Origin of the sequence: Caballeronia sp. Sq4a (assembly GCF_023170545.1) — a bacterium.
Taxonomy (GTDB): Bacteria; Pseudomonadota; Gammaproteobacteria; order Burkholderiales; family Burkholderiaceae; genus Caballeronia.
Window position 1 is genome coordinate 1,121,713 of sequence record NZ_CP084250.1, and the last position, 25,093, is coordinate 1,146,805.

General features: G+C 60.1%; 38 protein-coding genes and 1 tRNA gene. 21 read left to right on the forward strand and 18 right to left on the reverse strand.

Annotated features, from left to right (window positions below; all coding sequences use genetic code 11):
• The first annotated feature begins 60 nt into the window (after positions 1 to 60).
• From LDZ24_RS05180 to LDZ24_RS05225, 10 genes are all read left to right on the forward strand, one after another.
• Positions 61 to 137 (forward strand) — tRNA-Val (locus LDZ24_RS05180).
• Positions 138 to 439: 302 nt separating this feature from the next.
• A complete protein-coding gene (thrS, locus tag LDZ24_RS05185) occupies positions 440 to 2,347 on the forward strand; it encodes a threonine--tRNA ligase (protein ID WP_248321973.1) in 1,908 nt (635 codons plus the stop codon).
• Between the two features lie 47 nt (positions 2,348 to 2,394).
• Positions 2,395 to 2,922, forward strand: a complete 528-nt coding sequence (gene infC / locus LDZ24_RS05190; protein ID WP_175940639.1) for a translation initiation factor IF-3 — start codon at positions 2,395 to 2,397, stop codon at positions 2,920 to 2,922.
• 241 nt (positions 2,923 to 3,163) lie between these two features.
• A complete protein-coding gene (gene rpmI / locus LDZ24_RS05195) occupies positions 3,164 to 3,361 on the forward strand; it encodes a 50S ribosomal protein L35 (RefSeq protein ID WP_004191477.1) in 198 nt (65 codons plus the stop codon).
• Positions 3,362 to 3,386: 25 nt separating this feature from the next.
• Positions 3,387 to 3,746 (forward strand): 50S ribosomal protein L20, encoded by a 360-nt coding sequence (rplT, locus tag LDZ24_RS05200; protein ID WP_008350196.1) that lies wholly within the window; start codon positions 3,387 to 3,389, stop codon positions 3,744 to 3,746.
• 206 nt (positions 3,747 to 3,952) lie between these two features.
• A complete protein-coding gene (gene pheS, locus LDZ24_RS05205) occupies positions 3,953 to 4,966 on the forward strand; it encodes a phenylalanine--tRNA ligase subunit alpha (RefSeq protein WP_248321974.1) in 1,014 nt (337 codons plus the stop codon).
• Between the two features lie 77 nt (positions 4,967 to 5,043).
• On the forward strand, positions 5,044 to 7,476 hold the full coding sequence (gene pheT / locus LDZ24_RS05210) for a phenylalanine--tRNA ligase subunit beta (protein WP_248321976.1): 2,433 nt from the start codon (positions 5,044 to 5,046) through the stop codon (positions 7,474 to 7,476).
• 47 nt (positions 7,477 to 7,523) lie between these two features.
• Complete coding sequence (locus LDZ24_RS05215; RefSeq protein WP_159835930.1) at positions 7,524 to 7,931, forward strand: integration host factor subunit alpha; 408 nt, start codon at positions 7,524 to 7,526, stop codon at positions 7,929 to 7,931.
• A gap of 83 nt (positions 7,932 to 8,014) precedes the next feature.
• Complete coding sequence (locus LDZ24_RS05220; protein ID WP_206467994.1) at positions 8,015 to 8,398, forward strand: MerR family transcriptional regulator; 384 nt, start codon at positions 8,015 to 8,017, stop codon at positions 8,396 to 8,398.
• Positions 8,399 to 8,525: 127 nt separating this feature from the next.
• Positions 8,526 to 9,125 (forward strand): short chain dehydrogenase, encoded by a 600-nt coding sequence (locus LDZ24_RS05225; RefSeq protein ID WP_248321978.1) that lies wholly within the window; start codon positions 8,526 to 8,528, stop codon positions 9,123 to 9,125.
• Positions 9,126 to 9,131: 6 nt separating this feature from the next.
• On the opposite strand, the gene LDZ24_RS05230 is transcribed toward LDZ24_RS05225, so the two are convergent.
• From LDZ24_RS05230 to LDZ24_RS05260, 7 genes are all read right to left on the reverse strand, one after another.
• Positions 9,132 to 9,341, reverse strand: a complete 210-nt coding sequence (locus tag LDZ24_RS05230; protein ID WP_248321980.1) for a hypothetical protein — start codon at positions 9,339 to 9,341, stop codon at positions 9,132 to 9,134.
• Positions 9,342 to 9,791: 450 nt separating this feature from the next.
• Positions 9,792 to 10,826: a tyrosine-type recombinase/integrase gene (locus LDZ24_RS05235; protein WP_248321982.1), complete on the reverse strand. Its 1,035-nt coding sequence runs from the start codon at positions 10,824 to 10,826 to the stop codon at positions 9,792 to 9,794.
• Positions 10,827 to 10,909: 83 nt separating this feature from the next.
• Entirely contained in the window at positions 10,910 to 11,125 is a 216-nt protein-coding gene (locus LDZ24_RS05240) for a DUF4224 domain-containing protein (protein ID WP_248321984.1), read from the reverse strand.
• A 236-nt stretch (positions 11,126 to 11,361) separates the two neighbouring features.
• Complete coding sequence (locus LDZ24_RS05245) at positions 11,362 to 11,787, reverse strand: DUF551 domain-containing protein (RefSeq protein WP_248321986.1); 426 nt, start codon at positions 11,785 to 11,787, stop codon at positions 11,362 to 11,364.
• 219 nt (positions 11,788 to 12,006) lie between these two features.
• Complete coding sequence (locus tag LDZ24_RS05250) at positions 12,007 to 12,954, reverse strand: hypothetical protein (protein ID WP_248321988.1); 948 nt, start codon at positions 12,952 to 12,954, stop codon at positions 12,007 to 12,009.
• A gap of 46 nt (positions 12,955 to 13,000) precedes the next feature.
• Positions 13,001 to 13,243, reverse strand: a complete 243-nt coding sequence (locus LDZ24_RS05255; RefSeq protein ID WP_248321990.1) for a hypothetical protein — start codon at positions 13,241 to 13,243, stop codon at positions 13,001 to 13,003.
• 177 nt (positions 13,244 to 13,420) lie between these two features.
• Positions 13,421 to 13,741 carry a hypothetical protein gene (locus tag LDZ24_RS05260; protein ID WP_248321992.1) on the reverse strand — a complete coding sequence of 107 codons (321 nt, stop codon included), beginning with the start codon at positions 13,739 to 13,741 and terminating at the stop codon, positions 13,421 to 13,423.
• Positions 13,742 to 13,888: 147 nt separating this feature from the next.
• Between LDZ24_RS05260 and LDZ24_RS05265 the strand changes: the two genes are divergently transcribed.
• On the forward strand, positions 13,889 to 14,161 hold the full coding sequence (locus LDZ24_RS05265) for a hypothetical protein (protein ID WP_248321993.1): 273 nt from the start codon (positions 13,889 to 13,891) through the stop codon (positions 14,159 to 14,161).
• Positions 14,162 to 14,409: 248 nt separating this feature from the next.
• Here the strand turns inward: LDZ24_RS05265 and LDZ24_RS05270 are convergent, their stop codons facing one another.
• From LDZ24_RS05270 to LDZ24_RS05305, 8 genes are all read right to left on the reverse strand, one after another.
• Entirely contained in the window at positions 14,410 to 14,694 is a 285-nt protein-coding gene (locus LDZ24_RS05270) for a hypothetical protein (RefSeq protein ID WP_248321994.1), read from the reverse strand.
• Positions 14,695 to 14,705: 11 nt separating this feature from the next.
• Positions 14,706 to 14,858, reverse strand: coding sequence for a hypothetical protein (locus LDZ24_RS05275; RefSeq protein WP_248321995.1), 153 nt, complete (start codon positions 14,856 to 14,858; stop codon positions 14,706 to 14,708).
• A 71-nt stretch (positions 14,859 to 14,929) separates the two neighbouring features.
• Positions 14,930 to 15,130, reverse strand: coding sequence for a hypothetical protein (locus LDZ24_RS05280; protein ID WP_248321996.1), 201 nt, complete (start codon positions 15,128 to 15,130; stop codon positions 14,930 to 14,932).
• A gap of 109 nt (positions 15,131 to 15,239) precedes the next feature.
• The gene (locus LDZ24_RS05285) at positions 15,240 to 15,449 is read right to left on the reverse strand and encodes a hypothetical protein (protein ID WP_248321997.1); all 210 of its coding nucleotides are present in this window, start codon (positions 15,447 to 15,449) and stop codon (positions 15,240 to 15,242) included.
• A 7-nt stretch (positions 15,450 to 15,456) separates the two neighbouring features.
• On the reverse strand, positions 15,457 to 16,086 hold the full coding sequence (locus LDZ24_RS05290; protein WP_248321998.1) for a lambda exonuclease family protein: 630 nt from the start codon (positions 16,084 to 16,086) through the stop codon (positions 15,457 to 15,459).
• Position 16,087: 1 nt separating this feature from the next.
• Positions 16,088 to 16,888: a phage recombination protein Bet gene (bet, locus tag LDZ24_RS28100; protein WP_371747395.1), complete on the reverse strand. Its 801-nt coding sequence runs from the start codon at positions 16,886 to 16,888 to the stop codon at positions 16,088 to 16,090.
• Between the two features lie 39 nt (positions 16,889 to 16,927).
• Positions 16,928 to 17,158: a hypothetical protein gene (locus LDZ24_RS05300; RefSeq protein WP_248321999.1), complete on the reverse strand. Its 231-nt coding sequence runs from the start codon at positions 17,156 to 17,158 to the stop codon at positions 16,928 to 16,930.
• 232 nt (positions 17,159 to 17,390) lie between these two features.
• Entirely contained in the window at positions 17,391 to 17,531 is a 141-nt protein-coding gene (locus LDZ24_RS05305; protein WP_248322000.1) for a hypothetical protein, read from the reverse strand.
• 384 nt (positions 17,532 to 17,915) lie between these two features.
• Here LDZ24_RS05305 and LDZ24_RS05310 point away from each other — a divergent pair, with 384 nt between their 5' ends.
• Positions 17,916 to 18,116 carry a hypothetical protein gene (locus tag LDZ24_RS05310; protein ID WP_248322001.1) on the forward strand — a complete coding sequence of 67 codons (201 nt, stop codon included), beginning with the start codon at positions 17,916 to 17,918 and terminating at the stop codon, positions 18,114 to 18,116.
• Between the two features lie 41 nt (positions 18,117 to 18,157).
• On the opposite strand, the gene LDZ24_RS05315 is transcribed toward LDZ24_RS05310, so the two are convergent.
• From LDZ24_RS05315 to LDZ24_RS05325, 3 genes are read right to left on the reverse strand one after another with little or no spacing between them, the layout of a single operon-like run.
• The gene (locus LDZ24_RS05315; RefSeq protein ID WP_248322002.1) at positions 18,158 to 18,928 is read right to left on the reverse strand and encodes a DUF1828 domain-containing protein; all 771 of its coding nucleotides are present in this window, start codon (positions 18,926 to 18,928) and stop codon (positions 18,158 to 18,160) included.
• Positions 18,925 to 19,479 (reverse strand): hypothetical protein, encoded by a 555-nt coding sequence (locus tag LDZ24_RS05320; protein ID WP_248322003.1) that lies wholly within the window; start codon positions 19,477 to 19,479, stop codon positions 18,925 to 18,927. Before LDZ24_RS05320 ends, LDZ24_RS05315 begins: the two co-directional genes overlap by 4 nt.
• Before the next feature lie 58 nt (positions 19,480 to 19,537).
• Positions 19,538 to 20,572 (reverse strand): S24 family peptidase, encoded by a 1,035-nt coding sequence (locus LDZ24_RS05325; RefSeq protein WP_248322004.1) that lies wholly within the window; start codon positions 20,570 to 20,572, stop codon positions 19,538 to 19,540.
• 384 nt (positions 20,573 to 20,956) lie between these two features.
• On the opposite strand from LDZ24_RS05325, the gene LDZ24_RS05330 reads away from it, so the two are divergent.
• The 9 genes from LDZ24_RS05330 to tnpB all read left to right on the forward strand — a co-directional run bounded on the left by LDZ24_RS05330 (position 20,957) and on the right by tnpB (position 25,087).
• On the forward strand, positions 20,957 to 21,340 hold the full coding sequence (locus tag LDZ24_RS05330; RefSeq protein ID WP_248322005.1) for an XRE family transcriptional regulator: 384 nt from the start codon (positions 20,957 to 20,959) through the stop codon (positions 21,338 to 21,340).
• A 1-nt stretch (position 21,341) separates the two neighbouring features.
• Positions 21,342 to 21,524: a hypothetical protein gene (locus LDZ24_RS05335; RefSeq protein ID WP_248322006.1), complete on the forward strand. Its 183-nt coding sequence runs from the start codon at positions 21,342 to 21,344 to the stop codon at positions 21,522 to 21,524.
• Positions 21,525 to 21,636: 112 nt separating this feature from the next.
• The gene (locus LDZ24_RS05340) at positions 21,637 to 21,942 is read left to right on the forward strand and encodes a hypothetical protein (RefSeq protein ID WP_248322007.1); all 306 of its coding nucleotides are present in this window, start codon (positions 21,637 to 21,639) and stop codon (positions 21,940 to 21,942) included.
• On the forward strand, positions 21,942 to 22,748 hold the full coding sequence (locus LDZ24_RS05345) for a hypothetical protein (protein WP_248322008.1): 807 nt from the start codon (positions 21,942 to 21,944) through the stop codon (positions 22,746 to 22,748). Before LDZ24_RS05340 ends, LDZ24_RS05345 begins: the two co-directional genes overlap by 1 nt.
• Positions 22,723 to 23,442: a replication protein P gene (locus LDZ24_RS05350; protein WP_248322009.1), complete on the forward strand. Its 720-nt coding sequence runs from the start codon at positions 22,723 to 22,725 to the stop codon at positions 23,440 to 23,442. The genes LDZ24_RS05345 and LDZ24_RS05350 overlap by 26 nt, the downstream gene beginning before the upstream one ends.
• Complete coding sequence (locus LDZ24_RS05355) at positions 23,439 to 23,876, forward strand: RusA family crossover junction endodeoxyribonuclease (protein WP_248322010.1); 438 nt, start codon at positions 23,439 to 23,441, stop codon at positions 23,874 to 23,876. Before LDZ24_RS05350 ends, LDZ24_RS05355 begins: the two co-directional genes overlap by 4 nt.
• A gap of 62 nt (positions 23,877 to 23,938) precedes the next feature.
• On the forward strand, positions 23,939 to 24,193 hold the full coding sequence (locus LDZ24_RS05360) for a hypothetical protein (protein ID WP_248322011.1): 255 nt from the start codon (positions 23,939 to 23,941) through the stop codon (positions 24,191 to 24,193).
• Between the two features lie 40 nt (positions 24,194 to 24,233).
• Positions 24,234 to 24,758: a transposase gene (locus LDZ24_RS05365; protein WP_248322012.1), complete on the forward strand. Its 525-nt coding sequence runs from the start codon at positions 24,234 to 24,236 to the stop codon at positions 24,756 to 24,758.
• Positions 24,734 to 25,087, forward strand: coding sequence for an IS66 family insertion sequence element accessory protein TnpB (gene tnpB / locus LDZ24_RS05370; RefSeq protein ID WP_045463971.1), 354 nt, complete (start codon positions 24,734 to 24,736; stop codon positions 25,085 to 25,087). The genes LDZ24_RS05365 and tnpB overlap by 25 nt, the downstream gene beginning before the upstream one ends.
• Positions 25,088 to 25,093 lie beyond the last annotated feature (6 nt).

Below are 25,093 nucleotides of genomic sequence, written 5' to 3' on the forward strand. Positions count from 1 at the left end.
GATTCATGTACAGAAACACTTGCCAAAATTCGAAACGCTCCATATAATCTCACTTCTTTCAGGCTCGTAGCTCAGCTGGTTAGAGCACCACCTTGACATGGTGGGGGTCGTTGGTTCGAGTCCAATCGAGCCTACCAACGAAAACGAGACTTCGGCGAATCATCGGTTCACGGAGTTTCACTCCGCAAGAAGCGCTAAGGCGCAAAAGGCGAATAAAGAAATGTCACTTCGAACGTTGACCGAAACATATTCGGAGCGACGCTAGTCGAGGACCTCTTTCGCCTTCTGCCCTTTTTGTTTCGCGGTATGTGTGAAAAGTGAATGCGGCCCCTCGAAAGCGGGGCCGCATTTTTTTTGTCCCTCGGTTTCTGTTTCTCGACACCGCGGGCCAGTGCTTATTCGAACTCGCTCGGCGTGCGCCGGCGTCCTGGAGAACGAAATGGTTTCGGTACGTTTGCCTGATGGGTCGGTCCGCCAATACGACCACCCGGTGACCGTCGCGGAAGTCGCGGCATCGATCGGCGCGGGCCTCGCCAAGGCGGCGCTCGCCGGCAAGCTGAACGGCGAGCTCGTCGATACGTCCTTCGTGATCGACCACGATTCTTCGCTCGCCATCGTCACCGACAAAGATCCGGAAGGCGTGGATGTCGTTCGTCACTCCACGGCGCACTTGCTCGCCTACGCGGTCAAGGACCTGTTCCCTGAAGCGCAGGTGACCATCGGGCCGGTCATCGACAACGGCTTCTACTACGACTTCTCGTACAGCCGTCCCTTCACGCCCGAAGACCTCGAGAAGATCGAGAAGCGCATGCAGGAGATCGCGAAGAAGGACGAGCCGGTGTCGCGCCGCGTCGTCTCGCGCGACGAGGCGGTCGAGTACTTCAAGAGCATCGGCGAGCAGTACAAGGCCGAAATCATCTCGTCGATTCCGGAATCCGACGAGATTCGCCTCTACTCGCACGGCAATTTCATCGACCTGTGCCGTGGCCCGCACGTGCCGTCCACCGGCAAGCTCAAGGTCTTCAAGCTGATGAAGGTCGCGGGCGCGTACTGGCGCGGCGATTCGAAGAACGAGCAATTGCAGCGCATTTACGGTACCGCCTGGACCAAGAAGGAAGATCAGGATCAGTACCTGCACATGCTCGAGGAAGCGGAAAAGCGCGACCATCGCAAGCTCGGCAAGCAACTCGACCTGTTCCACTTGCAGGACGAGGCGCCCGGCATGGTGTTCTGGCATCCGAAGGGCTGGTCGCTGTGGCAACAGGTCGAGCAGTACATGCGCCGTCGCGTGAACGAAGCCGGCTATCTCGAGATCAAGACTCCGATGGTCATGGACCGTTCGCTGTGGGAAGCGTCGGGTCACTGGCAGAACTATCGTGAAAATATGTTCACGACCGAATCGGAAAAGCGCGACTACGCGATCAAGCCGATGAACTGCCCGGGCCACGTGCAGGTTTTCAACCACGGCCTGCGCTCGTACCGCGATCTGCCGCTGCGCTACGCAGAGTTCGGCTCGTGCCACCGCAACGAGCCGTCGGGCGCGCTGCACGGTCTCATGCGCGTGCGGGGCTTCGTTCAGGACGACGCGCACATCTTCTGCACCGAAGACCAGTTCATCGCCGAGTCGATCGCCTTCAACACGCTCGCCATGAGCGTGTATAAGGACTTCGGCTTCGAGCACATCGACATCAAGCTGTCGCTGCGCCCGGAACAGCGCGCGGGCACCGACGAGATCTGGGACCGCGCGGAGCAGGGCCTGCGCGAAGCCCTGACCGCGTGTGGTCTCAAGTGGGAAGAACTGGCGGGCGAGGGCGCGTTCTACGGTCCGAAGATCGAGTATCACATCAAGGACGCGCTCGGCCGGTCCTGGCAGTGCGGCACGCTGCAGCTCGATATGGTGCTGCCGGAGCGTCTGGGCGCGGAGTACGTGGCGGAGGACAACAGCCGTCGCCGCCCGGTCATGCTTCACCGCGCGATCGTGGGTTCGATGGAGCGTTTCCTCGGCATCCTGATCGAGCACCATGCCGGTGCGATGCCGCCGTGGCTCGCGCCTGTGCAGGCAGTCGTGCTGAATATTGCCGAAAGTCAGGCCGAATACGCGGCATCTCTCGTCCAATCGTTGCAAAAACAAGGGCTTAGAGTTGAGGCCGATTTGCGCAACGAGAAGATTAGCTATAAAATACGCGAGCACACGCTGCAAAAGGTCCCGTATTTGCTGGTTGTCGGGGACAAGGAGCGTGAAGCGCAAACCGTGGCCGTGCGTGCTCGTGGCGGTGTCGATCTCGGCGTCATGCCGGTCGGCGCATTCCTCGAACGTCTGCAGCAGGAAGTGCGGGCGTTCAAGTAAGTCACTCGCAGCGCGGCTAGTTTTTTCATTTTTAGAGGAAACGTAACATCGCTACTGATAAGTCGTCACATCGCATCAACGGTGAAATCACTGCACCGGAAGTGCGCTTGGTCGGAGTGGACAACGAGCCGCTCGGAATCGTGAAACTGGCCGAGGCGTTCCGTCAATCGGAACAGCTCGACGTGGATCTCGTCGAAATCGCGCCGCAGGCCTCGCCGCCTGTCTGCCGTTTGATGGATTACGGCAAGTTCAAGTACTCGGAAGCGAAGAAGCAGCACGAGGCAAAGCTGAAGCAGAAGATCGTGCAGGTGAAGGAAGTCAAATTCCGCCCTGGCACGGATGACGGTGACTACAACGTCAAGCTGCGCAACCTCACACGCTTCCTCGAAGACGGCGACAAGACGAAAATCACGTTGCGTTTCCGTGGGCGCGAAATGGCGCACCAGGAAATCGGCATGCGCATGCTCGAACGCCTGAAGGCGGATCTGGACGAAGTCGGCCAGGTCGAGCAGATGCCGAAGATGGAAGGCCGCCAGATGATCATGGTGCTGGCGCCGAAGAAGAAGGCGAAGTAAGCACAGTAGTACGCGATGGATCGCGCGCCGCCCGGTCTGTAGACAGGGCGGCCAGCGCGGCATCGCCAGCGGTTTCAGAAGCGTGCCGGATCAGCGGCGCGGTTCATGAAAAGCGGCGGTCTACCAACGAGATTGTCCGCATACAAGTGGCGCGTGGGTTTCGAAGGGCGGGAAGGGATCTTGGCCGGTACGTGAAGATCAGCCGCACACCCATGACCATCTAATAAACTGGAGTAGTTTCATGCCGAAGATGAAGACCAAGAAGAGTGCTGCAAAGCGCTTCGTGGTGCGTCCGGGCGGTACCGTCAAGCGCGGTCAGGCCTTCAAGCGCCACATTCTTACCAAGAAAACCACCAAGAACAAACGCCATCTGCGTGGCGCCACGGCCGTTCATGATTCCGATCTGAACTCCGTCCGCGCAATGCTGCCGTTCGCCTAACCTCATCTAACTTAAGGAGAGCAACATGCCTCGAGTAAAACGTGGGGTTACCGCACGGGCCCGTCACAAGAAGATCATTCGTCTGGCCAAGGGTTACCGCGGCCGTCGCAATAACGTCTATCGCATCGCCAAGCAGGCGGTCATGCGCGCTGGGCAATACGCCTACCGCGATCGCCGCAACAAGAAGCGTGTGTTCCGCGCACTGTGGATCACGCGTATCAACGCGGCGGTGCGTCAGCACGACATGACCTACAGCGTGTTCATCAACGGCCTGAAGAAGGCTTCGATCGAACTCGACCGCAAGGTGCTGGCTGACATGGCTGTGTTCGACAAGGCCGCTTTTGCTGCGATCGTCAAGCAGGTGAAAGCCGCCGTCGCAGCCTAATTGCGAAATTAGTACTGCGTGGTTTGCCTGAGCGTCGCCGTGTCGTAGACGGTTGCGCGAAGGCAGAAAACGGGGCTCTCACCGAGCCCCGTTTTTGTTGGCCGGACGGTTTTGCGCATGACTTGGCTTTTCTGCTTCGTTGGCTTCCAGGTCACGCGCAAAACCGTAAATCAGACTGAACTTTCGACGTTGAAAAGATGGGATCAATGGATCTGGACCAGATTGTCGCCGACGCGAAAAGCGCCTTTGAACACGCCACCGATGCCACGACGCTCGAAAACGAGAAGGCCCGCTTTCTCGGCAAGTCCGGCGCGCTGACCGAACTGCTGAAGGGCTTGGGCAAGCTCGATCCGGAAGCGAAGAAAACCGAAGGCGCGCGCATCAATCAGGCGAAGCAGCAGGTCGAGGCCGCGCTCAATGCGCGCCGTCAAGCGCTGGCCGATGCACTGCTGAACCAGCGCCTCGCCGCCGAAGCGATCGACGTCACGCTTCCCGGGCGCGGCGCGGGCGTGGGCACGCTGCATCCGGTCATGCGAACGTGGGAACGCGTCGAGCAGATTTTCGGCTCGATCGGTTTCGACGTGGCCGATGGTCCCGAGATCGAGACCGACTGGTACAACTTCACGGCGCTCAATAGCCCGGAGAATCATCCGGCGCGTTCGATGCAGGACACGTTCTACGTCGATGGCAAGGACGCCGAAGGACGCCCGCTCCTGCTTCGCACCCACACGAGCCCGATGCAGGTGCGCTACGCGCGCATGAACAAGCCGCCGATCAAGGTGATCGTGCCGGGCCGCACGTATCGCGTGGACAGCGACGCCACGCATTCGCCGATGTTCAATCAGGTCGAAGGCCTGTGGATCGAGGAGAACATCAGCTTCGCGGACCTGAAGGGCGTCTACACCGATTTCCTCAAGAAATTCTTCGAGCGCGGCGACATTCTCGTGCGCTTCCGCCCGTCGTATTTCCCGTTCACGGAGCCGTCGGCCGAGATCGACATGATGTTCGAGCACGGCAAGAACGCGGGCAAATGGCTGGAGATTTCCGGCTCGGGCCAGGTGCATCCGACCGTCATCCGCAACATGGGTCTGGACCCGGAGCGGTATATCGGCTTCGCGTTCGGCAGCGGCCTCGAGCGTCTGACCATGCTGCGTTACGGCGTGCAGGACTTGCGCCTCTTCTTCGAGAACGATCTGCGTTTCCTGCGCCAGTTCGCCTGAAGCCGCAAAGCCCGCGACGCCCGGTTTGCGCAAAAGCATCGGGCGAGAGACACCACCTCATTCGAACGTAGACACACATGCAATTCCCCGAATCATGGCTCCGTAGCTTCGTCGATCCCAAGCTCTCGACCGACGAACTCGCTCACGCGCTGACGATGGCCGGTCTCGAAGTCGAAGACCTGCGCCCGGTCGCGCCGCCGACCGCGAAGATCGTCGTCGGGCAAGTGCTGGAAGTGGCGAAGCATCCGAACGCCGACAAGCTCAACGTCTGCCAGGTCGATGCCGGCACGGGCGAGCAGTTGAACATCGTCTGCGGCGCGCCGAACGTGTCGCCGGGCATCAAGGTGCCAGTGGCATTGATCGGCGCGGTGTTGCCGCCGGTCGAAGCGGGCGGCGAGCCGTTCGCCATCAAGCCGACGAAACTGCGCGGCATCGACAGCCAGGGCATGCTGTGCTCGGCGCGCGAACTGAAGCTGTCGGAAGACCACAGCGGTTTGCTGATTCTTCCGGCGGACGCGAAGGTCGGCGAGGACATCCGCGAAGCGCTGAATCTGGACGACACCGTCTTCGAAATCAAGCTCACGCCGAACAAGGCGGATTGCCTCTCGGTGTTCGGCGTCGCGCGCGAAACGGCTGCCATCACCGGCGCGCCGCTGAAGACGCTCGACATGCCGCCCGTCAAGACGACGCTCGACGAAAAGCTGCCGGTCAAGGTGCTCGCGCCGGACTTGTGCGGACGCTTCTCCGGCCGCGTGATTCGCGGCGTGAATGCACGCGCGAAGACGCCGCAATGGATGGTCGAGCGTCTCGAGCGCTCAGGCCAGCGCAGCATCTCCGCGCTCGTCGATATTTCGAACTACGTGATGCTCGAACTCGGCCGTCCGACGCACGTGTTCGATCTCGACAAGATTCACGGCGGCATCGAAGTGCGCTGGGGCAAGAAGGGCGAGTCGCTCAAGCTCTTGAACGGCAACACCGTCGAGCTCGATGAAACCGTCGGCGTTATCGCGGACGATCGTCAGGTGGAAAGTCTCGCGGGCATCATGGGCGGCGACAGCACGGCCGTGTCGCTCGATACCACGAACATCTATCTGGAAGCCGCATTCTGGTGGCCCGACGCTATCCGCGGCCGCGCGCGCAAGTACAACTTCTCGACCGACGCAGCGCATCGCTTCGAGCGGGGCGTCGATTATTCGACGACCGTCGAGCATATCGAACGCATCTCGCAGCTGATCCTCGATATCTGCGGCGGCGAAGCCGGTCCGGTGGACGACCAGATCCTCAACGTACCCGAGCGTCGGCCGGTGACGATGCGCGTCGAGCGCGCGCATCGCATCATCGGCGTCGAGATCGGCGCGGAAGAGATCGCGCAGATTTTCACGCGCCTGAACCTCGCGTTCGAGCGCGACGGCGACACCTTCAAGGTCACGCCGCCGCCGTATCGCTTCGACATCGAGATCGAGGAGGATCTGATCGAGGAAGTCGCGCGCATCTACGGCTTCGAGAAGATCCCGGCGCGTCCGCCCGTGGCTGCGAGCGAGATGCGCCGCACGAACGAGACGGTCCGCTCGATTCACGTGCTGCGTCATGCCGTTGCCGCGCGCGACTATTCGGAGACGGTCAACTTCAGCTTCGTGGATGCCGAGTGGGAGAAGGACTTCGCCGGCAACGAGAATCCGATCAAGCTCATCAATCCGATCGCGAGCCAGCTCTCGGTCATGCGCACGACGCTCTTCGGTAGTCTGATCGACGTGCTGCGCTACAACCTGAACCGCCGGGCAGACCGCATCCGCGTGTTCGAAGCAGGGCGCGTGTTTCTGCGCGATGCATCAGTGAAGGCGGGCGAACTCACCGTGGAAGGCTTCGCGCAGCCGAAGCGCATCGGCGGTCTCGCGTATGGTCCCGCGCTCGAAGAACAGTGGGGCGTCGCGTCGCGTCAAGTCGACTTCTTCGACGTGAAGGGCGATGTCGAGGCGCTATTCGCGCCGGTCGTGCCGCGCTTCGTCAAGGCCGAGCATCCGGCGCTGCATCCGGGACGCAGCGCGCGCATCGAGTTGGCGGGGCGCGCGGTCGGCTGGATCGGCGAATTGCATCCGCGCTGGATGCAGAAGTACGACCTGCCGCACGCGCCGATTCTCTTCGAAATCGATGCCGAGGCGCTCATGGAACGCGCGCTGCCGACGCCGTCCGAAGTATCGAAATTTCCGCCGGTGCGCCGCGATATCGCCGTCGTCGTGGATCAGAACGTGCCGGTGCAGGCGCTTCTCGACGAGCTCGAAAACGCCCGTTCAGAGCCCGCCTGCAAGTACGTCACACGGGTTGTGCTTTTCGACGAATTCCGTCCAAAATCAAATACTTCCGGCGGTTTGGGAGCGCATGAGAAAAGTCTTGCCTTCCGTGTAACGTTGCAAGATACTGGCGGCACGCTTCAGGACGAAACGGTCGACACGGCCATCAACACGCTGGTGGATCGCCTGGCTCGAGTACACGGCGCGCGGTTGCGCGGATAGCCTGCAGTTGGCCCCTCCGTCTCAATCGCATTTGCCGTTTTACCGATATGAACCAAATGAACTCGAGTGATTTCGAAGCCCTTCTTTCGGCGCAGCGTAGCGCCATGACCCGAGACAACACCACTTCGGGCGCGTTGTCGAATGACACGCCGACGCTCACCAAAGCCGAACTGGCGGAAATGCTGTTCGACCACGTCGGTCTGAACAAGCGCGAAGCGAAGGACATGGTCGAAGCGTTTTTCGAGGTCATCCGCGACGCGCTCGAAAGCGGCGACAGCGTCAAGCTGTCGGGCTTCGGCAACTTCCAGTTGCGCGACAAGCCGCAGCGTCCGGGACGCAATCCGAAGACTGGCGAAGCCATTCCCATCGCGGCGCGGCGGGTCGTCACGTTTCATGCTAGCCAGAAGTTGAAGGCGCTGGTCGAAACGGGAGCGGAGACGAGTCTGACTCGCTGACGCGTATCTCGCGCCGAAGGGCGCATCCCGCTGTCCGACCGCCGCGCTTCATCGACATCACTCACCACGATGGTTGATCGACGATGGAAAAAGTCGTCTTGCCTCCGATCCCGGCCAAGCGTTATTTCACGATTGGCGAAGTCAGCGAGTTGTGCGGTGTCAAGCCGCACGTGCTGCGCTATTGGGAGCAGGAGTTCACGCAACTCAGGCCGGTCAAGCGGCGCGGCAACCGCCGGTACTATCAGCATCACGAAGTCTTGCTGATCCGGCGGATTCGCGAACTGCTTTACGAGCAGGGCTTCACGATTAACGGCGCGCGTAATCGGCTCGACGCGCAAGGGCGCGCCAATGGCGACGATGCCATGTCCGCCGAGACGTCCGGCGCCGGAGAGGCGCAGCAGCCGGCGGTCGACGTGGACCAGCTCCGCAAGGAGATCATGCAGGTGATCGATCTGCTCGGCGGGTAAGCGCCGATCGTATAAATACGAAAAAGCCGCGATCGCGTATCGCGGCTTTTTCATTCGTATCGAGCGTGCATGGAGCGCCGGCTGTACGATACCCGCGTGTCTTTCTCGTTCTCTTCAGGGAGGCTTTATGCGAGTGTTGATCGTGGGCGCGACGGGATTGCTGGGCACGGAGATCGCGCGCGTTCTTGCGCCCGAGCACGACGTGATAACGGCCAGCCGCAAAGGCTCGGATATCGCCGTGGATTTGTCCGACAAGGCAAGCATCGCGGCGATGTACTCGAAGGTCGGCAACGTGGGCGCGGTACTTTGCGTCGGCGGAACGGCGAAGTTCGCGCCGCTCGACTCGCTTTCCGACGACGACTTCGCGTTCAGTCTCGCCAACAAGCTGATGGGACAGGTCAATCTCGTGCGCTGCGCGATCGGCCATGTGGACGAGGGCGGCTGCATCACGCTGACGAGCGGCACGCTCGCTCAACAGCCGATGATCGGCAGCGCGGCGGTCAGCATCGTCAACGCGGGCGTCGAAGGATTCGCGCGTGCGGCGGCGCTGGAGTTGCAGGGAAAAATGCGCGTCAACGTGGTGAGTCCGGGATGGGTCGCGGAGACGCTTCAGTCGATGGGCAAGGACCCGTCAGGCGGCATCCCGGCCGCAGATGTGGCGCGGGCATACAAGCGCACGATCGACGAAGCGATGACCGGAGAAGTGCTGCTCGTCGCCAAGGGATGAGCAGCGTCAGCCCGGCGCGGCCTTGACGCTTTTCTCCGATCCCGCGACCGACCAATAGACGATGCTGGGCCCGATACCGCGCGGTGGATAAACGCGCCAGTCATTCGCGCCGTGGTGGAAGAAATAGAGTGCGTAGAAGCCGCCGCGTATCGTGTCGGGCGCGCTGACACAAACATAGCGGCTTCCGCCGGGATAGATGCGGCCGAAGCGCGCCACGCGCGCAGCACTTCGCGCATCGAACCTTCTGGCGATCTCACTGCGCAAAGAGGATGGGATGTGATCGGGCTGGGCGGGCCTGTGATCGACAGGCGCGCAAGCGGACAGAGGCATTGCGGTGCCGCTCCTTATGTGTCAGTCGAACATTAGAGCTTAAGTGGCTGTTGCGCAAGTGAAATCTCGCGCGCCGCAGCGGTTTTGAGACACGCGCTCGACTTGGAGGGTCGTCTCGGCTGAAAGAGAAAACCGTAGCCGAATTAGACAAAAAGGCTCTCCGGCCAGAAGCCGGAGAGCCTTTTGAATTTTGGTCGGGGCGAGAGGATTTGAACCTCCGACCACCTGCACCCCATGCGGGAATTCACTCGCCGCAACCGCACGTCAGTCAAAGCGCCCGCATTGGCCCGCCTAACAAATGCTTAAATAATAATCGGGCTGCAACCCTTATCCGGCCTACTTCCCCGTTTCCGTATTAGGCGCATTCCAGGGCAACGTGACGTCCATTTCCGACCGCTCGGCGATGACTTCCTTGATGTAAATTTCGCTCGTCCGACCGCTCGTGTGCGCCAGGCGCGTCTGGATCTGCTTCTTGTCTTTTCCCTGCCGCGCGGCGTCCGTCGCGCCGAGCGCGCGCAGATCCTTGAAGACCACATCGTCGGTCACCTTGGCGCGAGCCTTCGCTCGGCGCCACATCGAATGCAGCCCCGACTTCGTGTAAGGCGTGCCTTTCGTCGACGGGAAGAGGAAAGGGCTGATGATCTGATATTTCCGCTTGATCGCCTTTGCGCGCTCGATCACCGCGTCGATCGACGGCGTGATGGCGATGTCCACCATCTTCCCGCTCGACTTCGCCGTCTTCGTCGGCTTGAACCGGATCGCTCCGCCTTCGATCTGCGCGTCGCGCAGCATCCGCACGTCGATCGCCCGCTGCCAGCACAGGTAGGCCATGTCCACGATGCACTGAAACATCGGGCCGGACTCGGTCGGGAGACCGTCGTCGCCTACAAGCGCGGCCGCGCGGATCTTGGCGATGACGTCGTGCGATGGCAGCACGTCGCGGCGCTTCGTCTCATAGTCGGACAAATCGAGCTGGTCGCATGGATTGTCGTCACGCAGGCCCATCTCGCTGATCGCCATCTTGAACATCTTCCGCAGCACCGCCACGTACTTCTGCGCGGTGTTGTGCTTCTCGGCGAAGTACTTGCGCAGGAAGACGGTGATCGTGCGCGCCTTGACGTCGGCGACGGTGAACTCCTCGAGCTTCTCGGCGATGAAGTCGGCCATGCGCTCATATTCCTTGCGCACGGCCGGCGTGTAGCGCGCGAGCTTGCGCTGCTTCCATTCCTCGCACAGATTCGGCATCGTGCCGCTCGTGAGCTTCTTCTCGCGCATCAGGAAGCCGAGCCGCTCGTACATCACGGCTTCGCCTTCCTCGAAGGAGCAGAGCCGAATCCAGCGCTGCTCTTTCTGCGTCCATGGGTTGCGCATCGGCTCCGGCGCGAAGAAGTAATATGCGCCGTGATTTACGATGACGCGGCGCGGGAGGCCGCGATTATGTTTTCTTCTGCGGTTCATTTAACGCGTGGCTCGCGCTTTATCGTGGCGGGAAGCTGCGCCGGCGCGATGCAGTGCATGCGCATGACGAGCAGGGAATTGTCCGGGCGGCGCCGCGCGGGAATGCCGAGCGACTTCAGCATTTCCATCTGCTTCGATGGCCGCTTATAGCCGGTGATGCGCTCGAGCTCGTCTTCGGTCAGTTCAAGTGGCGTTTCGAGCACTGCTGCCATTCTTGTTCTCCAGATACGCGCGCGAGACGCGCATGAATTCTTCGATGTTGCTGGTCACTGCTACCTCAAAACGATAGGGCGATGCTCCGTATATGCATCGCACTCGCCGCACCATTGCGAGAAGGGCCGTTCTTGGTCATCGGCGCACAGCCATCCGCATCGCGCGCACTTCCATAGTCGCCGCTCCATCTCTACCTCACCATCGACGAAGGGATGATCCGAGCTCGATTGGCGGCTCACGATGTCGACTCCTCTTTGCTCGCCACGCTCGACGCGGGTGCTTCGGGCAGGGGCATCCAGTGCGATGCTCTGTAACCGACGCCAGGCGTATTGAATGAAGGCACGTCAGCGAGCATGCAGAACGATCCCCCGAATACCCGGCCGTTGTAGTCAGGGTACTTCGACGCGACAACGAACATGACGGGCTGACCTTCAGCCGGTAGCCGATCCCTTACGCTGATCCACTGCTGCGCTGGCGCGGATGCGAGAGCGGCGCGGCGATTCCATCTAGCGATTGCTGATTCGATAGACGTGTGGCCGCCGGAGATAGGCAGAATGCACCCTGGTGTTCGACAGGCGACGAACCACCACTCCCATTCGTCCATCTCTTCTGCGACGTGCGGAGGCTTCCCGCAGAACGGGCACGGCTTCACGTCATCCATTCTGCTTCTCCTTGCTCGCGGATTGCTCGATTGTGTCTGCCTCGGAAATGTCTTCGAGTGTTGCGTCTCGCCAGAAGCATCTGTCGATGTCGTCGCCGTACCCTGTATGGCATGGGCGATACCCTTGCTCGCGAATCTCAACCTGAAGTACCAGCAGCGGGGCGCGGAAGACACGGTCTTCGAGCCGATAGCGTCGGCGTCCGGTGTATGTAAGCTGCGTCATTTCGGCTCCTTCGCGGATTGCGACGCGATTGCGAGAATTTCGCGCATCTCGTCAATCGTCAGGCAGTACTCGCCATTCTTCATGCGCGGGTCGCTATGGCATGCGCTCACAATGAGCCTATCTATTTGCTCATCGGTTAGCACATCGTCTTGCGCCGGGCGATTCTCTGCGCTCGACGGCGCAGCAGGGCGCAAGGCTTCGCGCTGACTCACTGCGAACGTTACCGCTTCGGCCAGCGACAGAAACCCGTGCTTTCGGCTGTATTCATCCAGCTTGGCGTTCACTGGCTCCGCGCTCATGCTGGCGGGGGCAGACAAAGCAGCGATTGCGTCAGCCGCATCTTCGAGCGCCGTGTTATAGCCGTCTCGATACTGCGATTCGTCACTGGGTCCGAGTTCGTCGGGCGGGTTCTCGATGTACAGGGCGCGGATTGCTGCCACCGCCTGCGCAGGCGCTTCGGTAGCAGGGGCGGCATGTTGCCAATGCGGATGTTTCCGAATGTCGATGTCGAACAGGTATTGCATCAAGTCCGCCCCGGCTTTGTTCGCCTGAGCCGGGGTGCATCGAACGGCATCCATGATCGGCATAGCCAAGTTGCAATGCCATGCCCATGCGTATTCGGCATCGTTTTTAAGCGCATCTTTCAACACCTGAAACGCTGATACTGGCGCGTCCTGCGAGTTGTCAGGCGCTTCGATAGGGCGCGGGGCGGCGCAATACATCGCCTGCCACACGTCGTTGACGAAGCCCATGCGGTCAAGCTGCTCGCGACCCGCTTCGAGCATTTCTTTCGTCGGCTCATGCGGGACCACTTTGCTAAATTCCGGCTCCGCGCTCGCGGATGCGGCGAGTAAGCCGTTGATCGTGCTGGCCTCGTCATGATGGCCGGTTCCGCACAGCACCGCCGATGCTTTCCGCAGAGCTTTAATCTGTTCGTCGTTCATTTCATCCTCAATATCGGTTGCCGCTATCGGCGGTCAGGAGGCGGCGTTACGGGCAGCACCTTGGAGATCCGCCGCAATACTGCTTTTCTAACGTCTCAATCGGTTCGAGTTCATCGATTCCGACGAACGACTCAAACCATTCGTCACAGACGCAGCAGCGGCATTGCAACTGCCCGTAAAAGAGCCGCAGGTTATCGACGTCTTGTGCGCGGTCCTCGATGGCATCCAGTTCTGCGGCGTCTTCGCTATACGAAGCCAGCGGGCGCTTGAGCCATTCATCGAATGTCATGTTCCCTCGCAATAACAGTCTGTCCAATCATCACGCTGCACCGCTCGCCCGTCATATCTGCCACCATCTGCGCGAACGTGGCGCAACTGCGTTGGAGTAGGGTGGTCGGCGGCGTCTTCGATCTTCCAAGCGCGTCTAGGGCTTCGGCATGCGCGCGGAAGGTGGGGAGGGTGCGGGTCATGTGCCGGTGGCTTTGGCGATTGCCTCACGCGCGGCGTCGCCGATGGTGCGCATCGGAATGCTCTCGCCGACGAGCGCATTCATATCGAGGAACGGCTTGGCCTTGATGTGGCCGGATTCAATGCCGCGAAGCACCAGTTCCGCAAACTCAAGCAACTCAGGTGCGGCGGCAATCAGGCGGGCGTTAGCCTCCTTGTCTCCGTTCGTTCCCCCGCCGTACACGGTCACGATGTCGCGCTCACCGCTATCGAACACATCGATAGGCCCATGCGGCGCGCGCACGGCTTTCCACGGCCCCGGCGTATGTTTCGTGATCATCTCAAACCTCATTCATTTAGAAGCGCCGCGAGGGATGAGCGCGCGGCGCGGAGGGTTCTTGCGCGGCCGATGTATTTAACGCACGGCCCGCTCATATAGCGCGTATAGTGGGTTCACATGCCGCCCCTGGTGTGTAGGAGAGTGAGCATGGAAAATCAATCCTGTGTCCCTTATCGCGGATACACCATCGACGTGCGCGTCGTTACTAGCAAGACGCCGTCACTCGACGGTCAACAAATTCGATACGCTGTCTCGTGGTCGATTCTTTCCTTCGACACGGGCTCCGCGCCCATCGTCAGCCTGCCCGAGCAACTCAACTTCCTTTCGCCCGACGCTGGATTCAGATATGCCGAACGGCAAGCGAAGAGGTTCATCGACGGATGCGTAAATGATGGGAGTGCTTACGCATCGCCAGCCTGAACAATCTTCCGGGAGCTCGTCATGTCGCGAGTATTGAGAATCGGAGCTATGGAATTCCATGTATTGGTTGAACCGTTGGTGGGCGGCGGATTCACATACGCTTGCGTTGAAATCGATCGAACGGGGCCGAAGATTACTGAACTCCGTTTTGAAGCATCTCTTCGATACGAGAGCGAGGAGGATGCATACGCTGGTGGCTCGGCTTATGCTCGAAAGCAAGGACGAAGAGGGCAGCGTTAGAAGGTTGCTCATTCTTTCTCTCCGGTTGCTTTGGCGATTGCGGCGCGGATCGTTGGCAGATAGTCGTTGAACTCTCGAAAGCCGTTGATATGCGAGGCGCGTTCCAGTACGGCCAGCAGGTCAGGCGCGGCGGCGATCAGGCGTCGATTCGCGGGCGCATCTGCCCCGACCGCAACCGACGCGACAAGCTGGCGAGAACCGTTTGCAAGCGTGTTCGCGAAAACGAGATTGCTTTCGCCTTCGTCGCCTCGCGGGTTGACCGTCCACGGTCCCGGCGTGTGTTTCGTGCTCATGTGTTCCTCGCTTAATCTGCTTTAGGCGCCGGCCACTTGATGCTCCGTCGCGCCTCGTCGACTGCATCCATCGAGCGCTTTGCCTTTTTCGCGCCGTGCACGAAGATGCAGACGAGGAGGGCGAAGAAAATCCAGATGAGAAGAATCGGGAGGTAGTCGGACATGTGAGCGCTCGTAGTGGCCTGATGTTTTTGTGCGCGCCGGTTGACCCGGCGTCGGTGAGGATGTTCGGGAGTTACCGGGAGCCGACGTTCAGATACGCGAACTGTCGGGCGACGTTGCCGGGTACCCAGTACTTTCCGATGACGACCTTCAGCGGACGGCGCGGCAGCTTCTGCAAGCGGCCGGTGTTGCGTGCGGCGAGTCGTTCGGCTGGCGACAGCAAGGAGGATGTGTCGAAGTGGCGGAGATCGTCCCCGCAGCGTGGCGTTTTCATAGCAGGATGTTCTGTGAGAGAGCGACGATCAGCGTCGTCGCGATGCCTACGATGGAAAGGACGAGAACGGCGCTCTGAAGCGCCGCGGCGTCGCTGATGTCTGCTGCGTTCATGCTGTGACTCTTGCTCGTTCGATTGCCGCCTCGACAGCGCCGCGACGCACGCGAAGATGAACCGTGCATTGCTCGCCGATCAGATCACTGGCGACCTGAGCGAGCGCATCAGCGACTGCGCTCAGGTGCTCCAGAGTCGGCTGGTTGGTCTTGACCAGCGCGTGCGCTTTCTCGAGCAGCGCGCGCTTGTTTGCGATCTCGCTCATGTCGTCCTCAGGCGGCCCGGCGGTTCAGTTCGGCGATCATCTGCTCGACCTCGGCATTGAACTGGAGGAGGCCGGGCAGGAGGATCTGATCGATGAAAGCGTCGTCGCGCTCAATGCGCTGGTGGTACAGGCGGAAGCGTTCGTTCTGGCGCGGGTCGTAGCTGATGAAAATCGCGTACTTCCGGCCGGTCACTAGGAGGTTGCCTTGCACCTGAGCTCGGTGATCCGGCGACATGCCGTTCAGCCACGTTTCGATGTGCACCTGTTCGTCGTGCGGGCACTTGATTTCGATGATCCCGTCGTCGTCAATTAGGCCGTCGCACGATCCTCCGATGAAGGGATAGTCGGGGTGCGTAACGAAGCCGGTCTCGGCCACGACGTCACCAGACTCGACCTCATATGCCTCGCGGGCGAACTGCTCGACGTCAGTCCCCCACTTCAGCGACAGCGCGCCTACCGAGTGCTTGGGCGTCCCGCTCAGGCGTTCGAAGACGATCTCGCGCATGTACTTGTCGCGCGCGGCGGTCGGCTTGCCGGCCTTCGTCAGGCTCACGACATCCGCAAAGCGTGAGGCAGTCACCTTTCCGGCACGCTGTGCGAACCATGCATCGGTCCGCTGCTCAATTTGCTCGCTCATTTCACTCACCCTCGTTCACAGTCACGTCTTCCGCACCGGCCATCGCTTTCAGCCGGTTCAACTCGCCGGCGCCGATTGCCTTCCTGTCCATCGCCGTCAGCGCGTCGCCATTTGGCAGCGCACCGCCGGCCCACGCTTTGGCAAGCGCATCTTGGCCGCCTTCTTTCGCGATGAACTCCAACTCGGCGATAAGAACGCCATGGCGCTCGGTTCGCTCGGCGGTCGGCCGAGCTGCGGCAGCCGTCTCGGCAGGTGTGCGCTTCACTTCCTGCGCCGGCCCCATGTCGACGATGCGCTCGGCTTCGTCCTGGTCGTAGATGCCGACGTAGCCGAAGGCAAGGCGCGCGCACTGGATCATTGCCTTGTGGCGCAGCATTCGTTTCGGATGTGACGTCCACGGCCCCGTCCCGCGCTTGCATTCCTCCATGTACTCCGTGACCTTGATCGGGTGAGACCGGTCCTTTCGGTGGATGATGCAAGTGCAGGACTCGGCGTCTTGCTCGAAGTCGAGTCCGTCGAACTGCGGATGCTCGTTGATGATCCGCGACCATCCATCAACGCCGACGACAGGGACGATGCCGTTGTTCTTGTCCGGGAAGGCGTAGATCTCCTTCGTCCAAGGATTCAGACCGTACTGCGTCGCGACGACGAGGAGGGCGCTCATCTGCGCGTCGCTCACTTGCCCCTTGAAAGCTGTCGCCTTCAGGATGTCGAGCACTTCCGGGTTTGCTTCGAGGCCGAAGCGTTGCGCCAGCTTGGAGGCCAGCGTGGTGGTCATGTTGCTTGCGACGATGTTGCTCATGGTTTTCTCCGTTGCCCCAGACTCTGCGGGGCGTAGTTGTCAGGCAGTGGCTGCTTTAACGATTGCAGCGCTGTAGTGGTCCCGGAAGCTGTCGTAAGCCATCCGGTTCGCTGCTTTACGGGCTGCGTCGACGTCTTGCTCCAGCATGCAGATGCGCAGATTGAGCGTGGCTTTCGTCAGCCTGATCTCGCGCTCCCCCAACTCGCCGTTTAGCGCCTCGCGAGCCATCTTCAGCGCCTCAAGAAGCGCCTCCATCAATCGCAGGTTCATCGTTCTCTCCAAGCCCCAGACTCAGCAGGGCATCAGTAGTAGTCCTCAAGGCAAGGCGCTAAAAAATTGGCGCTCATGGAACGCCCATCGATTAGGGTCCTGCCACTCGATACAGCATTCAGTCCCGATCCAGACGTTCCCAGTAAGCATCCGACTCGTCGTCGTCCTGCTCTTCTTCCTCGTCGTGGTCGTCGGGGAGATCCTTCGTAAGCCAGTCGTCGTAAAAGCGCATCTAGCCTCCTACACGTTCGTCCTGCACGCCCGGCGCGATCAGGTTCGTCGACACTTCACGCAACAGATGCTCGACCAGCGCGCCAGCGCCGCCGCGAGCGAGCCTCACCAGCTCGATCAGATCCTTCGCCAATGTGGACATGCCACGCTCCTTTGTTTTAGCGGTGCGTCGTAGTCTCACGGCGCACTGGTAAAACACTTCAATCCGCGCCGCGTTCTATAGCTGCATCTGGCAGCCAGGCGCCGTGCGAATAGCCTCGGGTCTTTCATCAGGAGTCGAGGGTTACGTCCTGCGCCTAGCCGCTCACAAGAGCCATCGGCGTGTTCTATCGTTTCCAATCCTGTTAAAGAGCGTCGCGCTTGTAGGCGGTGCGCTGTTCGTTCAGCGCATGGACGCATTAAACACTATGTTTAAACACGTGTCAAACATTTTGTTTATAGGAGGTTCGTCGGATGTTTAAATGGCCGATCATCGCGATGCGTCTTCGGAATTGACCTAGAATTCGTAGGGGCGAGCGGAGGGCTTATGACGCCGGACGAGGTCATCTCGGTCTTTGAGCGGCTGAACGTCGAGGGAAGGGCAGACGTGCCGCTGGACGATGCTGTAGCGGGGTTCGCAGCCTGGCTGGCCGGCGCGTGGGACTATCTGCCAGACGATGACATCGCGCTGCTTACGTCAGTCGGAGCGACGCTGTGGAGGGAAGGGTTCGCCGATTGGCGGAAATGAAAAAACCCGCCGAAGCGGGTCTTGCCGACAGTTGTCGAAGGCTAGGCTGCTAGCGCTCGTTCCGTCCACCGCGTCAACTCACGGTAAGCGGTGACTTCGGCGGTTTGTGCGAGAAGGGTGGCGGCCCGTCCAAATTCGGCTTGACTCGCGCCCTCCTCGAAAACGACGAGACGGTCGGCCACCTCGTCTGCTTGCTTTACATCGGCGAGCTTCCCATAGACTTGATGAACTCGCCCCCAGTCAATCTTTTCGCCCCCGGCCAGCGCAATTGGCTCAATGAGGTACAGCCTGTCATTTGCCGACTTGACTGCTAGCGGGAACTCAACGATGTGCCCACTGATGCCTTTGGTACGATAAGACGTTGACACTCGCTCGGAACCAAGGACGCGGACAAGTGCGCTTTGGACTAGCGCTCGAAATCGCACATGATCGATCTTTGGCATCCATTTCTCGCTGGAAAAGGAGAGGGACATAGCAAGCTTGACTGCGTCCCAAAGCGCCATCTCTGCTTCGTCGGCGGCCCCTTCGGCGGTGATTGCGAAGTTTCCGCCGAAATGAGCGAATCGGACACCGGGGGTCCGGTTTAGTTGCTCAATTCTCGCTTTCGTAAGCTCTATTCCAGACTGTGCCGCGTGCATTGCAGTTTCGCCACCGTCTGTCAAATAGAAGGTGTCGTCGGTCGGAGAGGCCAAATAAAATGCGGCGTGACGCCCGTCGTTGCCCAGCGTGAACGGAGAGACGGCGCGCACTGATCTGGTCCCAGATGGCGTGCACTCCCAACTCGTCACTTGAAGCAATTGATCGCAGTTCATAGCAGGAGATCCATCTGGCTTCCCTTGAGCGGGTGTACGAACCCACCCAGCAGATTCAGGTTAGCCAACGGCAAGAAGTGGCTGATGGCCAATTCTATGTCATCGAGTTCTTGGAAGATAGGTTCGGTGTAACCGTAACCGTCTTCGGTCCAGATGTGAAGATGATAGCGTCCGGGCACCCTCTTTTTGTACCAAGGAAGGCCGCGGCCCACTTTGTTCGTATGAGGGGTACTGTCTGCGTCGACCGCCAGTATTCGCTCGCCGCCGACCATGAACGCCGCGTTATACTGCTCTTCGTACTCGATCGTTGCGCCGCCGACTATTTCAATCTTCCTTGCGCGAAATTGGGTGAGGAAAAATAAGTCCTCGCGAATTTCCGATCCTCCATCGGCCGTCGCGATCCTGCACGCGGATACGTATTGAACCCACTGCGGATTCGACACCTGCTTCTTTGCCACCCACTCCATGGGTCGCACGGTGCTCTTCTCCATCGCGATCAATGCCTGGGCCTCGTCCACGCTCAGAACGGGCTTCGCTTTCTTGTTCTTCATTTTTTGACGATTCTGCCAGCAGAGCGACTTCCGCTGCGTGCCATGCGGGTGCTTGTTGTTATTCGGGCCGCCAGCTCGACGGGCGGCAGATCGCGCGGACGAAATGCATCTTCTCGATCTCATCGTCCGCGAAGGCAATCGGCTTGTGCGCGTCGTTGGCTGAGATCAGATGCGTTCTGCCGCCGCGTTTATAGAGGAATTCCTTCACCATCACCCGGCCGTCCTTGGACTTGACGAGCACCTCGTCGCCGGGCTCGATCGGCTGGTTTGGCTCGATCACGACAAACTCGCCGGCCTTGATCCTCGGGCGCATGGAATCGCCTTCGCACTTCAGCGCATACGCGTTCGGATCTTGTGTCGGGAAATCGATGTAACCGTCGCCGTGACCGACCGGATACTCCAGGTCGGCCCAATGCCCGTTATCACCTAGCTGCGCCCTACCCACCACGGGAATTGCTCTCCACTTTGTTATTGGAATAGGGCGAAACTCGTCGGCATATCTGACCGAGATACCGGGCTCGCCCTTTCCCTTTGTCAGCCACACCGCATTGACGCCGTAGGCATTCTGGAGGGACACAGCCTGAGCCAAACTTACTTCAGGGCCCTGGCCATCAAGCCATTGCGACGCGGTATCTATGCCCACTCCTGCCACTGATGCGACCTCTGAACTAGTGAGGCCCTTATCGTGGAGAGCGGCGCGTAGACGTTGCGTCGAGCTGGCCCGTCCACCTTCTGCCAAAGACATCGTACCGACTTCAGCAGGCGCTGAATCGGCGATCTCGTCCTGTTTTGGGGCGCTATTCGGGGCATTGACTTCAGCCGACGCGTGGCCTCCCTCCAGCACCATCGGCGGCTGACCGGTCATAACCCACGTGGCACTGCATCCGACTTTGTCTTGAGCATCGAGAAGCCCGGCGGCAGATATTCCCCGTCGTTCCCAGTTATTGACGGCTTGGGGAGAGACGTTCAGGAGGCGGGCGAGCTCGGTCGGCGTCGTCACGCCGTGCAACAGACGAGCCGCTTCGTAGAGTCGGGACATGGTTTCGTGCATAACCCGCATGTTCGCCGAATTAAACACTTTGTTGTTCAACATAGTGTTTGCTTTTTCTTTAAACGTCGTGTTTAATAAGGCATGGACACGAAACCCAACATCACCGCAGACCGCAAGCTCATCGAGTCTCTCGGTGGCTCTGCCGCTGTCGCACGCGCCCTCAACTACGGTCGCGGGGGCGTTCAACGCGTGGACAACTGGAAGCGACGGGGAATACCCGCTGCCGTGAAGCTCGACTGGCCTCACATATTCCTGAACCGTCGTGTTCGGTCGTAGCGACTTCCTTCCAGCTCTCATCATTGAGCGCACCCGCTTCTGGGTAAGTTTCATCGGTGTAGGGGTCTTCGAGACCCCTAAATTTGGCAACAGGGGCAACCAGTAATCCAAGCAGTAACCCGATTGTTTTTTTCTAAGTGGAAGGAACTGATGCAGACACAACAAACGCCGCACAAGGCCGCTGCTCAAGCACTTCAGCGCGACGTCGTTTCGGATGCGCCGCGCTTTCTGCCTGATGACCTGATCGCCCAATGCGGATCTTTCCGTGATGCGGTGTGGCTCGCCTGGGAAAACCGGTCGATCCGCGGCATGACGAAAAGGACGCTCGCGGAAGTGTGTGGGCTCTACGCCCCGCACGTCACGAACTTCGTGAACGCGCAGGCGTTTGACTCGAAGGGCAAGAAGCGGGCGGACTTGCCGGCCGAAAAGGTCGACGAGTTCGAGCGTGTGGTAGGCAACCGGGCCATCAGCCAGTGGCTGGCTGACCGGGCCGAGTTGACCATTTTGGAGAGGATGATCGCCAACAAGAGGTGACATGACAGACGAGGAAGCGATTGCAAAGGTAGACGGGGCCATTAAAGCAGCACAAGAACGAGTCGGTAACGACCAGAAGTTGATTCGGGAGGATCTGAGGCAGCAACGATCGATTGATCCGAGCCTGTTCGAAGCATTCAAGCAGATCGGGCAGTTGATGCAGCAGACGCAGCAAGGGCATTGAACGACGCGCCGGCCACGTGCCGGCGCTCGCAAAGTTGGATGAATCGACACACAAGCAGCTTTCAAGGGAAGGCTCCTTCTGTTCCGATTTAGTACTCCTCAGGGGAGCCAACATGAACCAAGAGATTTACAGCGCTCGCTCTGGGCGCCGCGTTGCCGACACGCAACACGAAGCGTTTCACTCGATGACCGTCAAGCAGCTCTGCCACACGCAGCAAATGGTGATGGATTGCTTCGACGGTAGCGAGACCCTTCTCACGCGCGAGCAGATCGCCGCGCAGACCTACCTGAAGCTGTCCAGCGTGTGCGGCCGTGTCCGATCGTTGATCGATGCCGGCCGCCTGCAAGTGCGTGACTCCGTGCGCGATCTGCATACGGGCAAGCGTCAGGAACTTCTCGGATTGCCCAAGGCTGCCTAATGGACTGGTTCCGTCTCTACGGCGAATTCGCCAATGACCCGAAGGTGCAGAGCATGTCCGAGGCGATGCAACGCCGTCTCGTCATGTTGATGTGCCTCCGTTGCAGCAACGTCCTTGCAACGTTGCAAGACGACGAACTCGCGTTCGCACTGCGCATCGATGAGGCTGAACTTGCCCAAACCAAGGCGCTTTTCATGCGCAAGGGGTTCATCGATGAGCAGTGGGACTTGATCAATTGGGACAAGCGTCAATACGTCTCGGACTCAAGCACAGAGCGGTCGCGCAAGCATCGAAACAAGAAGCGGGAACAAGTGCAACAGGCATGCAACGTTGCAGCAACACCCCCAGAAGCAGATACAGAAGCAGAAGCAGAAACAGAAACAGAACAACCCCAAGAAGCGAAGGTGGTTGATCAGAGCATAGCGCCCGAACAAACGCAGAACCTCGCTTCTCCTGTGAGCCGATCGACTGAGATCGCGGTGTACCTCCGGCAGCGCGGAATCGTCGGGTCGAACTCTGCGAACCCGAACATCTCCGCGTGGGGTGACGACGCTCGAGTGACGAACGAGATTCTGGACGCTGCGCTTTCCGTGGTTGCGAGCCGACAGATGAACCCGATGCCGGGCCCGAACTACCTCGCGCCGATCATCCGCGATCTGCTGGCGCAGAAGACCGCTCCTCCGACCGCTGGAACGAGCAAGCCGCAAAAGTTTGACCCCGTTGCCTACGTGAACCGAAACCGACCGAGCCCGAGCGATGAACGCACCCATGACTGCATCGATGTTGAAGCCAAGCAAGTGGCATGAGCCGCATCCGAAGCTCGGCATTTCGCTGATGGACCACCTTTTCAACCGCCTCGACGGCATGTATCCGAACCGCTGGCGCGCTGCATTCCAGAGCGAACAGGCGATCGCCAACTGGCGCGACTCGTGGGCTGAAGCGTTCGACGAGGACGGCGTGACGACGCAGATGATCTCGGACGGGATCCGCGCCTGCCGCAAGCACTACGACTGGCCTCCGTCTGTTTCCGAGTTCATCAAGGCCTGCAAGCCGCCACTCGACATCGACGCCGCCGTCTACGAAGCCATCGACCAGATGCGCGCGCGTCAACACGGAAAGGACGTTTGGTCGAACCCGGCGATTTTCTGGGCGGCTGTAAAGGTCGGCGAGTACGACGTGATCAGCCAGACCGTTTCGCAGCTCAAGCCGCGCTTCGAAGCCGCGCTGAAGAAGGTGCTCGAAGCGGGCGACATTCAGCCGGTCCCTGCGCGCGTTCCTGCGCTGGCCGCGCCGGGTGCAGCCGAGTCGACGCGCGAATACGGCCGCCAGCGCCTGGATGAGCTCAACGCATCAGCAGCGATGAAGAACATGTCGAAGGGCGGAAACATAGAGTGGGCGCGCCGAATCATCGAAGACGAGCGAGCGACCGGCACCGTGCCGCTCAACAAGCTCAAGATCGCGCGCGATGCGATTTTCAACGTGACGGGGAAGCAGGCGTGAGCGCGGTCTGTTTCTCGGTGCCCGGCGAGCCGGTTGCAAAGGGCCGCGCACGATTCGCGCGCCGCGGCAACTTCGTAACGACCTACACGCCAGAGAAGACGGCCAAGTACGAAAACCTCGTGCGGCTCGCGGCTCAGCAGGCGATGTGCGGCCAGCCTCCGTTTCAGCGGCCCGTGTCTCTGCTGGTTCAGATCTGGGTTGGCGTGCCGGCTAGCTGGTCGAAGAAGCGCAGGGAGCAGGCGCTGCGCGGATTCATCGGCGCGACGAAGAAGCCCGACGCCGACAACGTGCTCAAGGCGATCAAGGACGGAATGAATGGTGTGGTGTACGTGGACGACGCCCGAGTGACGTCGATCACGCTGAGCAAGCAGTACGGGGAGATCCCGCGCGTCGAAGTGCGGGCGAGTGAATACACAGAGAGAGAGGCCGCTTGATGGCTGGGAACAAGAAACCAAGGAAGAAGTATCAGCCCCGCTGGAATGGCGGAAACGTCAAATTGAAGACGGAGCCCTGGAAGGTCGCGGCCGTGTTCGGCCCGCTCGAAAACATCCTCGACGAGTTGGAGAGCGACGGCACCGTGAGTTCGATGCCAGACGGCACGCCGATCTTTCAGGACACGAACGACGGCTGCTGGTATCCGATGGCGCCCGCGCTAATGGGTGTAGTCGACGCGTACGAGATTCACGAGAAGCGCACTGGCCGATCGATGGTAAGCGGTCCATCTTCGACGTCTGGCAGTGAGCGACAGTAGCGAGGAGCATAGGTGTCCACCTATCTTGAGGTGGACACCTATGACTGGCATGGACTCAGAGTTGGCAGTAGTGCGTCGCAGCAGCGATGGCCGTCGCCGCTATGACGAAAAAAGTAAGCGCGCCTTGATTGAGGCAGCACTTCGTCCCGGAGTATCAGTCGCCGGTCTGGCTCAGCAGCACGGCATCAACGCCAATCTGCTGCGCAAGTGGATCGCGAAGTACCTGGTGGAGCGCGAGAAAGCCATTTCGCCAGCGTCGCAGCATAATGGCAACGACGAATACAACCCGTCTCAGCCCGACGAGTCGATTAATGAGGTGGCCGTCGATCTGCCCGGGTCGCACCAACGCGGCCCCGTCGCGGTAAAGCCGTCTGCGTTCGTGTCGGTCGTTTCAGCGGCGCCGCCACAGCCGTCCACACCACCATCGATGACACTTGCCTTGCATGTGCGTCTGTCGAACGGCGTCGAGCTTGAACTCGGCGGGGCAATCGCGACCATCGACGAATTGACGACCATGGTTCAGATTCTGGGGAGGATGCCGTGTTCCGGTTCGACGACGATCTGAAGGTCTATCTGCACCGCGATCCCGTTGATTTCCGCTACGGCATGAATAGCCTGTCGATTCTCGTCGAGCAGTCGATGCGCCTGAATCCGATGGACACTTCGCTATACATCTTCGGAAACCGGCGTCGCGATCGCATAAAAATCCTTGGCTGGGATGGCAGTGGTTTCTGGCTTCTCATAAAGCGATTGGAGAGAAGCCACTTCATCTGGCCCGACAACAAGGCTGAGATCGTGACGATGACCACCAACGTGCTGCACGCGCTACTCGACGGCGATGACATCACCGCGATTCGACGGCATCCGAAGCAGGAATATCATCGCGTGAGCTGAACAGTG

Excerpts from the sequence above, each read along its gene's own strand:
- thrS (WP_248321973.1), top strand. The coding sequence starts at position 440 with ATGGTTTCGGTACGTTTGCCTGATGGGTCGGTCCGCCAATACGACCAC.
- rpmI (WP_004191477.1), top strand. The coding sequence starts at position 3,164 with ATGCCGAAGATGAAGACCAAGAAGAGTGCTGCAAAGCGCTTCGTGGTG.
- rplT (WP_008350196.1), top strand. The coding sequence starts at position 3,387 with ATGCCTCGAGTAAAACGTGGGGTTACCGCACGGGCCCGTCACAAGAAG.
- pheS (WP_248321974.1), top strand. The coding sequence starts at position 3,953 with ATGGATCTGGACCAGATTGTCGCCGACGCGAAAAGCGCCTTTGAACAC.
- pheT (WP_248321976.1), top strand. The coding sequence starts at position 5,044 with ATGCAATTCCCCGAATCATGGCTCCGTAGCTTCGTCGATCCCAAGCTC.
- LDZ24_RS05215 (WP_159835930.1), top strand. The coding sequence starts at position 7,524 with ATGAACCAAATGAACTCGAGTGATTTCGAAGCCCTTCTTTCGGCGCAG.
- LDZ24_RS05220 (WP_206467994.1), top strand. The coding sequence starts at position 8,015 with ATGGAAAAAGTCGTCTTGCCTCCGATCCCGGCCAAGCGTTATTTCACG.
- LDZ24_RS05225 (WP_248321978.1), top strand. The coding sequence starts at position 8,526 with ATGCGAGTGTTGATCGTGGGCGCGACGGGATTGCTGGGCACGGAGATC.
- LDZ24_RS05235 (WP_248321982.1), bottom strand. The coding sequence starts at position 10,826 with ATGCGCAACCCATGGACGCAGAAAGAGCAGCGCTGGATTCGGCTCTGC.
- LDZ24_RS05240 (WP_248321984.1), bottom strand. The coding sequence starts at position 11,125 with ATGGCAGCAGTGCTCGAAACGCCACTTGAACTGACCGAAGACGAGCTC.
- LDZ24_RS05245 (WP_248321986.1), bottom strand. The coding sequence starts at position 11,787 with ATGGATGACGTGAAGCCGTGCCCGTTCTGCGGGAAGCCTCCGCACGTC.
- LDZ24_RS05250 (WP_248321988.1), bottom strand. The coding sequence starts at position 12,954 with ATGAACGACGAACAGATTAAAGCTCTGCGGAAAGCATCGGCGGTGCTG.
- LDZ24_RS05255 (WP_248321990.1), bottom strand. The coding sequence starts at position 13,243 with ATGACATTCGATGAATGGCTCAAGCGCCCGCTGGCTTCGTATAGCGAA.
- LDZ24_RS05260 (WP_248321992.1), bottom strand. The coding sequence starts at position 13,741 with ATGATCACGAAACATACGCCGGGGCCGTGGAAAGCCGTGCGCGCGCCG.
- LDZ24_RS05265 (WP_248321993.1), top strand. The coding sequence starts at position 13,889 with ATGGAAAATCAATCCTGTGTCCCTTATCGCGGATACACCATCGACGTG.
- LDZ24_RS05270 (WP_248321994.1), bottom strand. The coding sequence starts at position 14,694 with ATGAGCACGAAACACACGCCGGGACCGTGGACGGTCAACCCGCGAGGC.
- LDZ24_RS05275 (WP_248321995.1), bottom strand. The coding sequence starts at position 14,858 with ATGTCCGACTACCTCCCGATTCTTCTCATCTGGATTTTCTTCGCCCTC.
- LDZ24_RS05280 (WP_248321996.1), bottom strand. The coding sequence starts at position 15,130 with ATGAAAACGCCACGCTGCGGGGACGATCTCCGCCACTTCGACACATCC.
- LDZ24_RS05285 (WP_248321997.1), bottom strand. The coding sequence starts at position 15,449 with ATGAGCGAGATCGCAAACAAGCGCGCGCTGCTCGAGAAAGCGCACGCG.
- LDZ24_RS05290 (WP_248321998.1), bottom strand. The coding sequence starts at position 16,086 with ATGAGCGAGCAAATTGAGCAGCGGACCGATGCATGGTTCGCACAGCGT.
- bet (WP_371747395.1), bottom strand. The coding sequence starts at position 16,888 with ATGAGCAACATCGTCGCAAGCAACATGACCACCACGCTGGCCTCCAAG.
- LDZ24_RS05300 (WP_248321999.1), bottom strand. The coding sequence starts at position 17,158 with ATGAACCTGCGATTGATGGAGGCGCTTCTTGAGGCGCTGAAGATGGCT.
- LDZ24_RS05305 (WP_248322000.1), bottom strand. The coding sequence starts at position 17,531 with ATGTCCACATTGGCGAAGGATCTGATCGAGCTGGTGAGGCTCGCTCGC.
- LDZ24_RS05310 (WP_248322001.1), top strand. The coding sequence starts at position 17,916 with ATGACGCCGGACGAGGTCATCTCGGTCTTTGAGCGGCTGAACGTCGAG.
- LDZ24_RS05315 (WP_248322002.1), bottom strand. The coding sequence starts at position 18,928 with ATGAACTGCGATCAATTGCTTCAAGTGACGAGTTGGGAGTGCACGCCA.
- LDZ24_RS05320 (WP_248322003.1), bottom strand. The coding sequence starts at position 19,479 with ATGAAGAACAAGAAAGCGAAGCCCGTTCTGAGCGTGGACGAGGCCCAG.
- LDZ24_RS05325 (WP_248322004.1), bottom strand. The coding sequence starts at position 20,572 with ATGTTGAACAACAAAGTGTTTAATTCGGCGAACATGCGGGTTATGCAC.
- LDZ24_RS05330 (WP_248322005.1), top strand. The coding sequence starts at position 20,957 with ATGCAGACACAACAAACGCCGCACAAGGCCGCTGCTCAAGCACTTCAG.
- LDZ24_RS05335 (WP_248322006.1), top strand. The coding sequence starts at position 21,342 with ATGACAGACGAGGAAGCGATTGCAAAGGTAGACGGGGCCATTAAAGCA.
- LDZ24_RS05340 (WP_248322007.1), top strand. The coding sequence starts at position 21,637 with ATGAACCAAGAGATTTACAGCGCTCGCTCTGGGCGCCGCGTTGCCGAC.
- LDZ24_RS05345 (WP_248322008.1), top strand. The coding sequence starts at position 21,942 with ATGGACTGGTTCCGTCTCTACGGCGAATTCGCCAATGACCCGAAGGTG.
- LDZ24_RS05350 (WP_248322009.1), top strand. The coding sequence starts at position 22,723 with ATGTTGAAGCCAAGCAAGTGGCATGAGCCGCATCCGAAGCTCGGCATT.
- LDZ24_RS05365 (WP_248322012.1), top strand. The coding sequence starts at position 24,234 with ATGACTGGCATGGACTCAGAGTTGGCAGTAGTGCGTCGCAGCAGCGAT.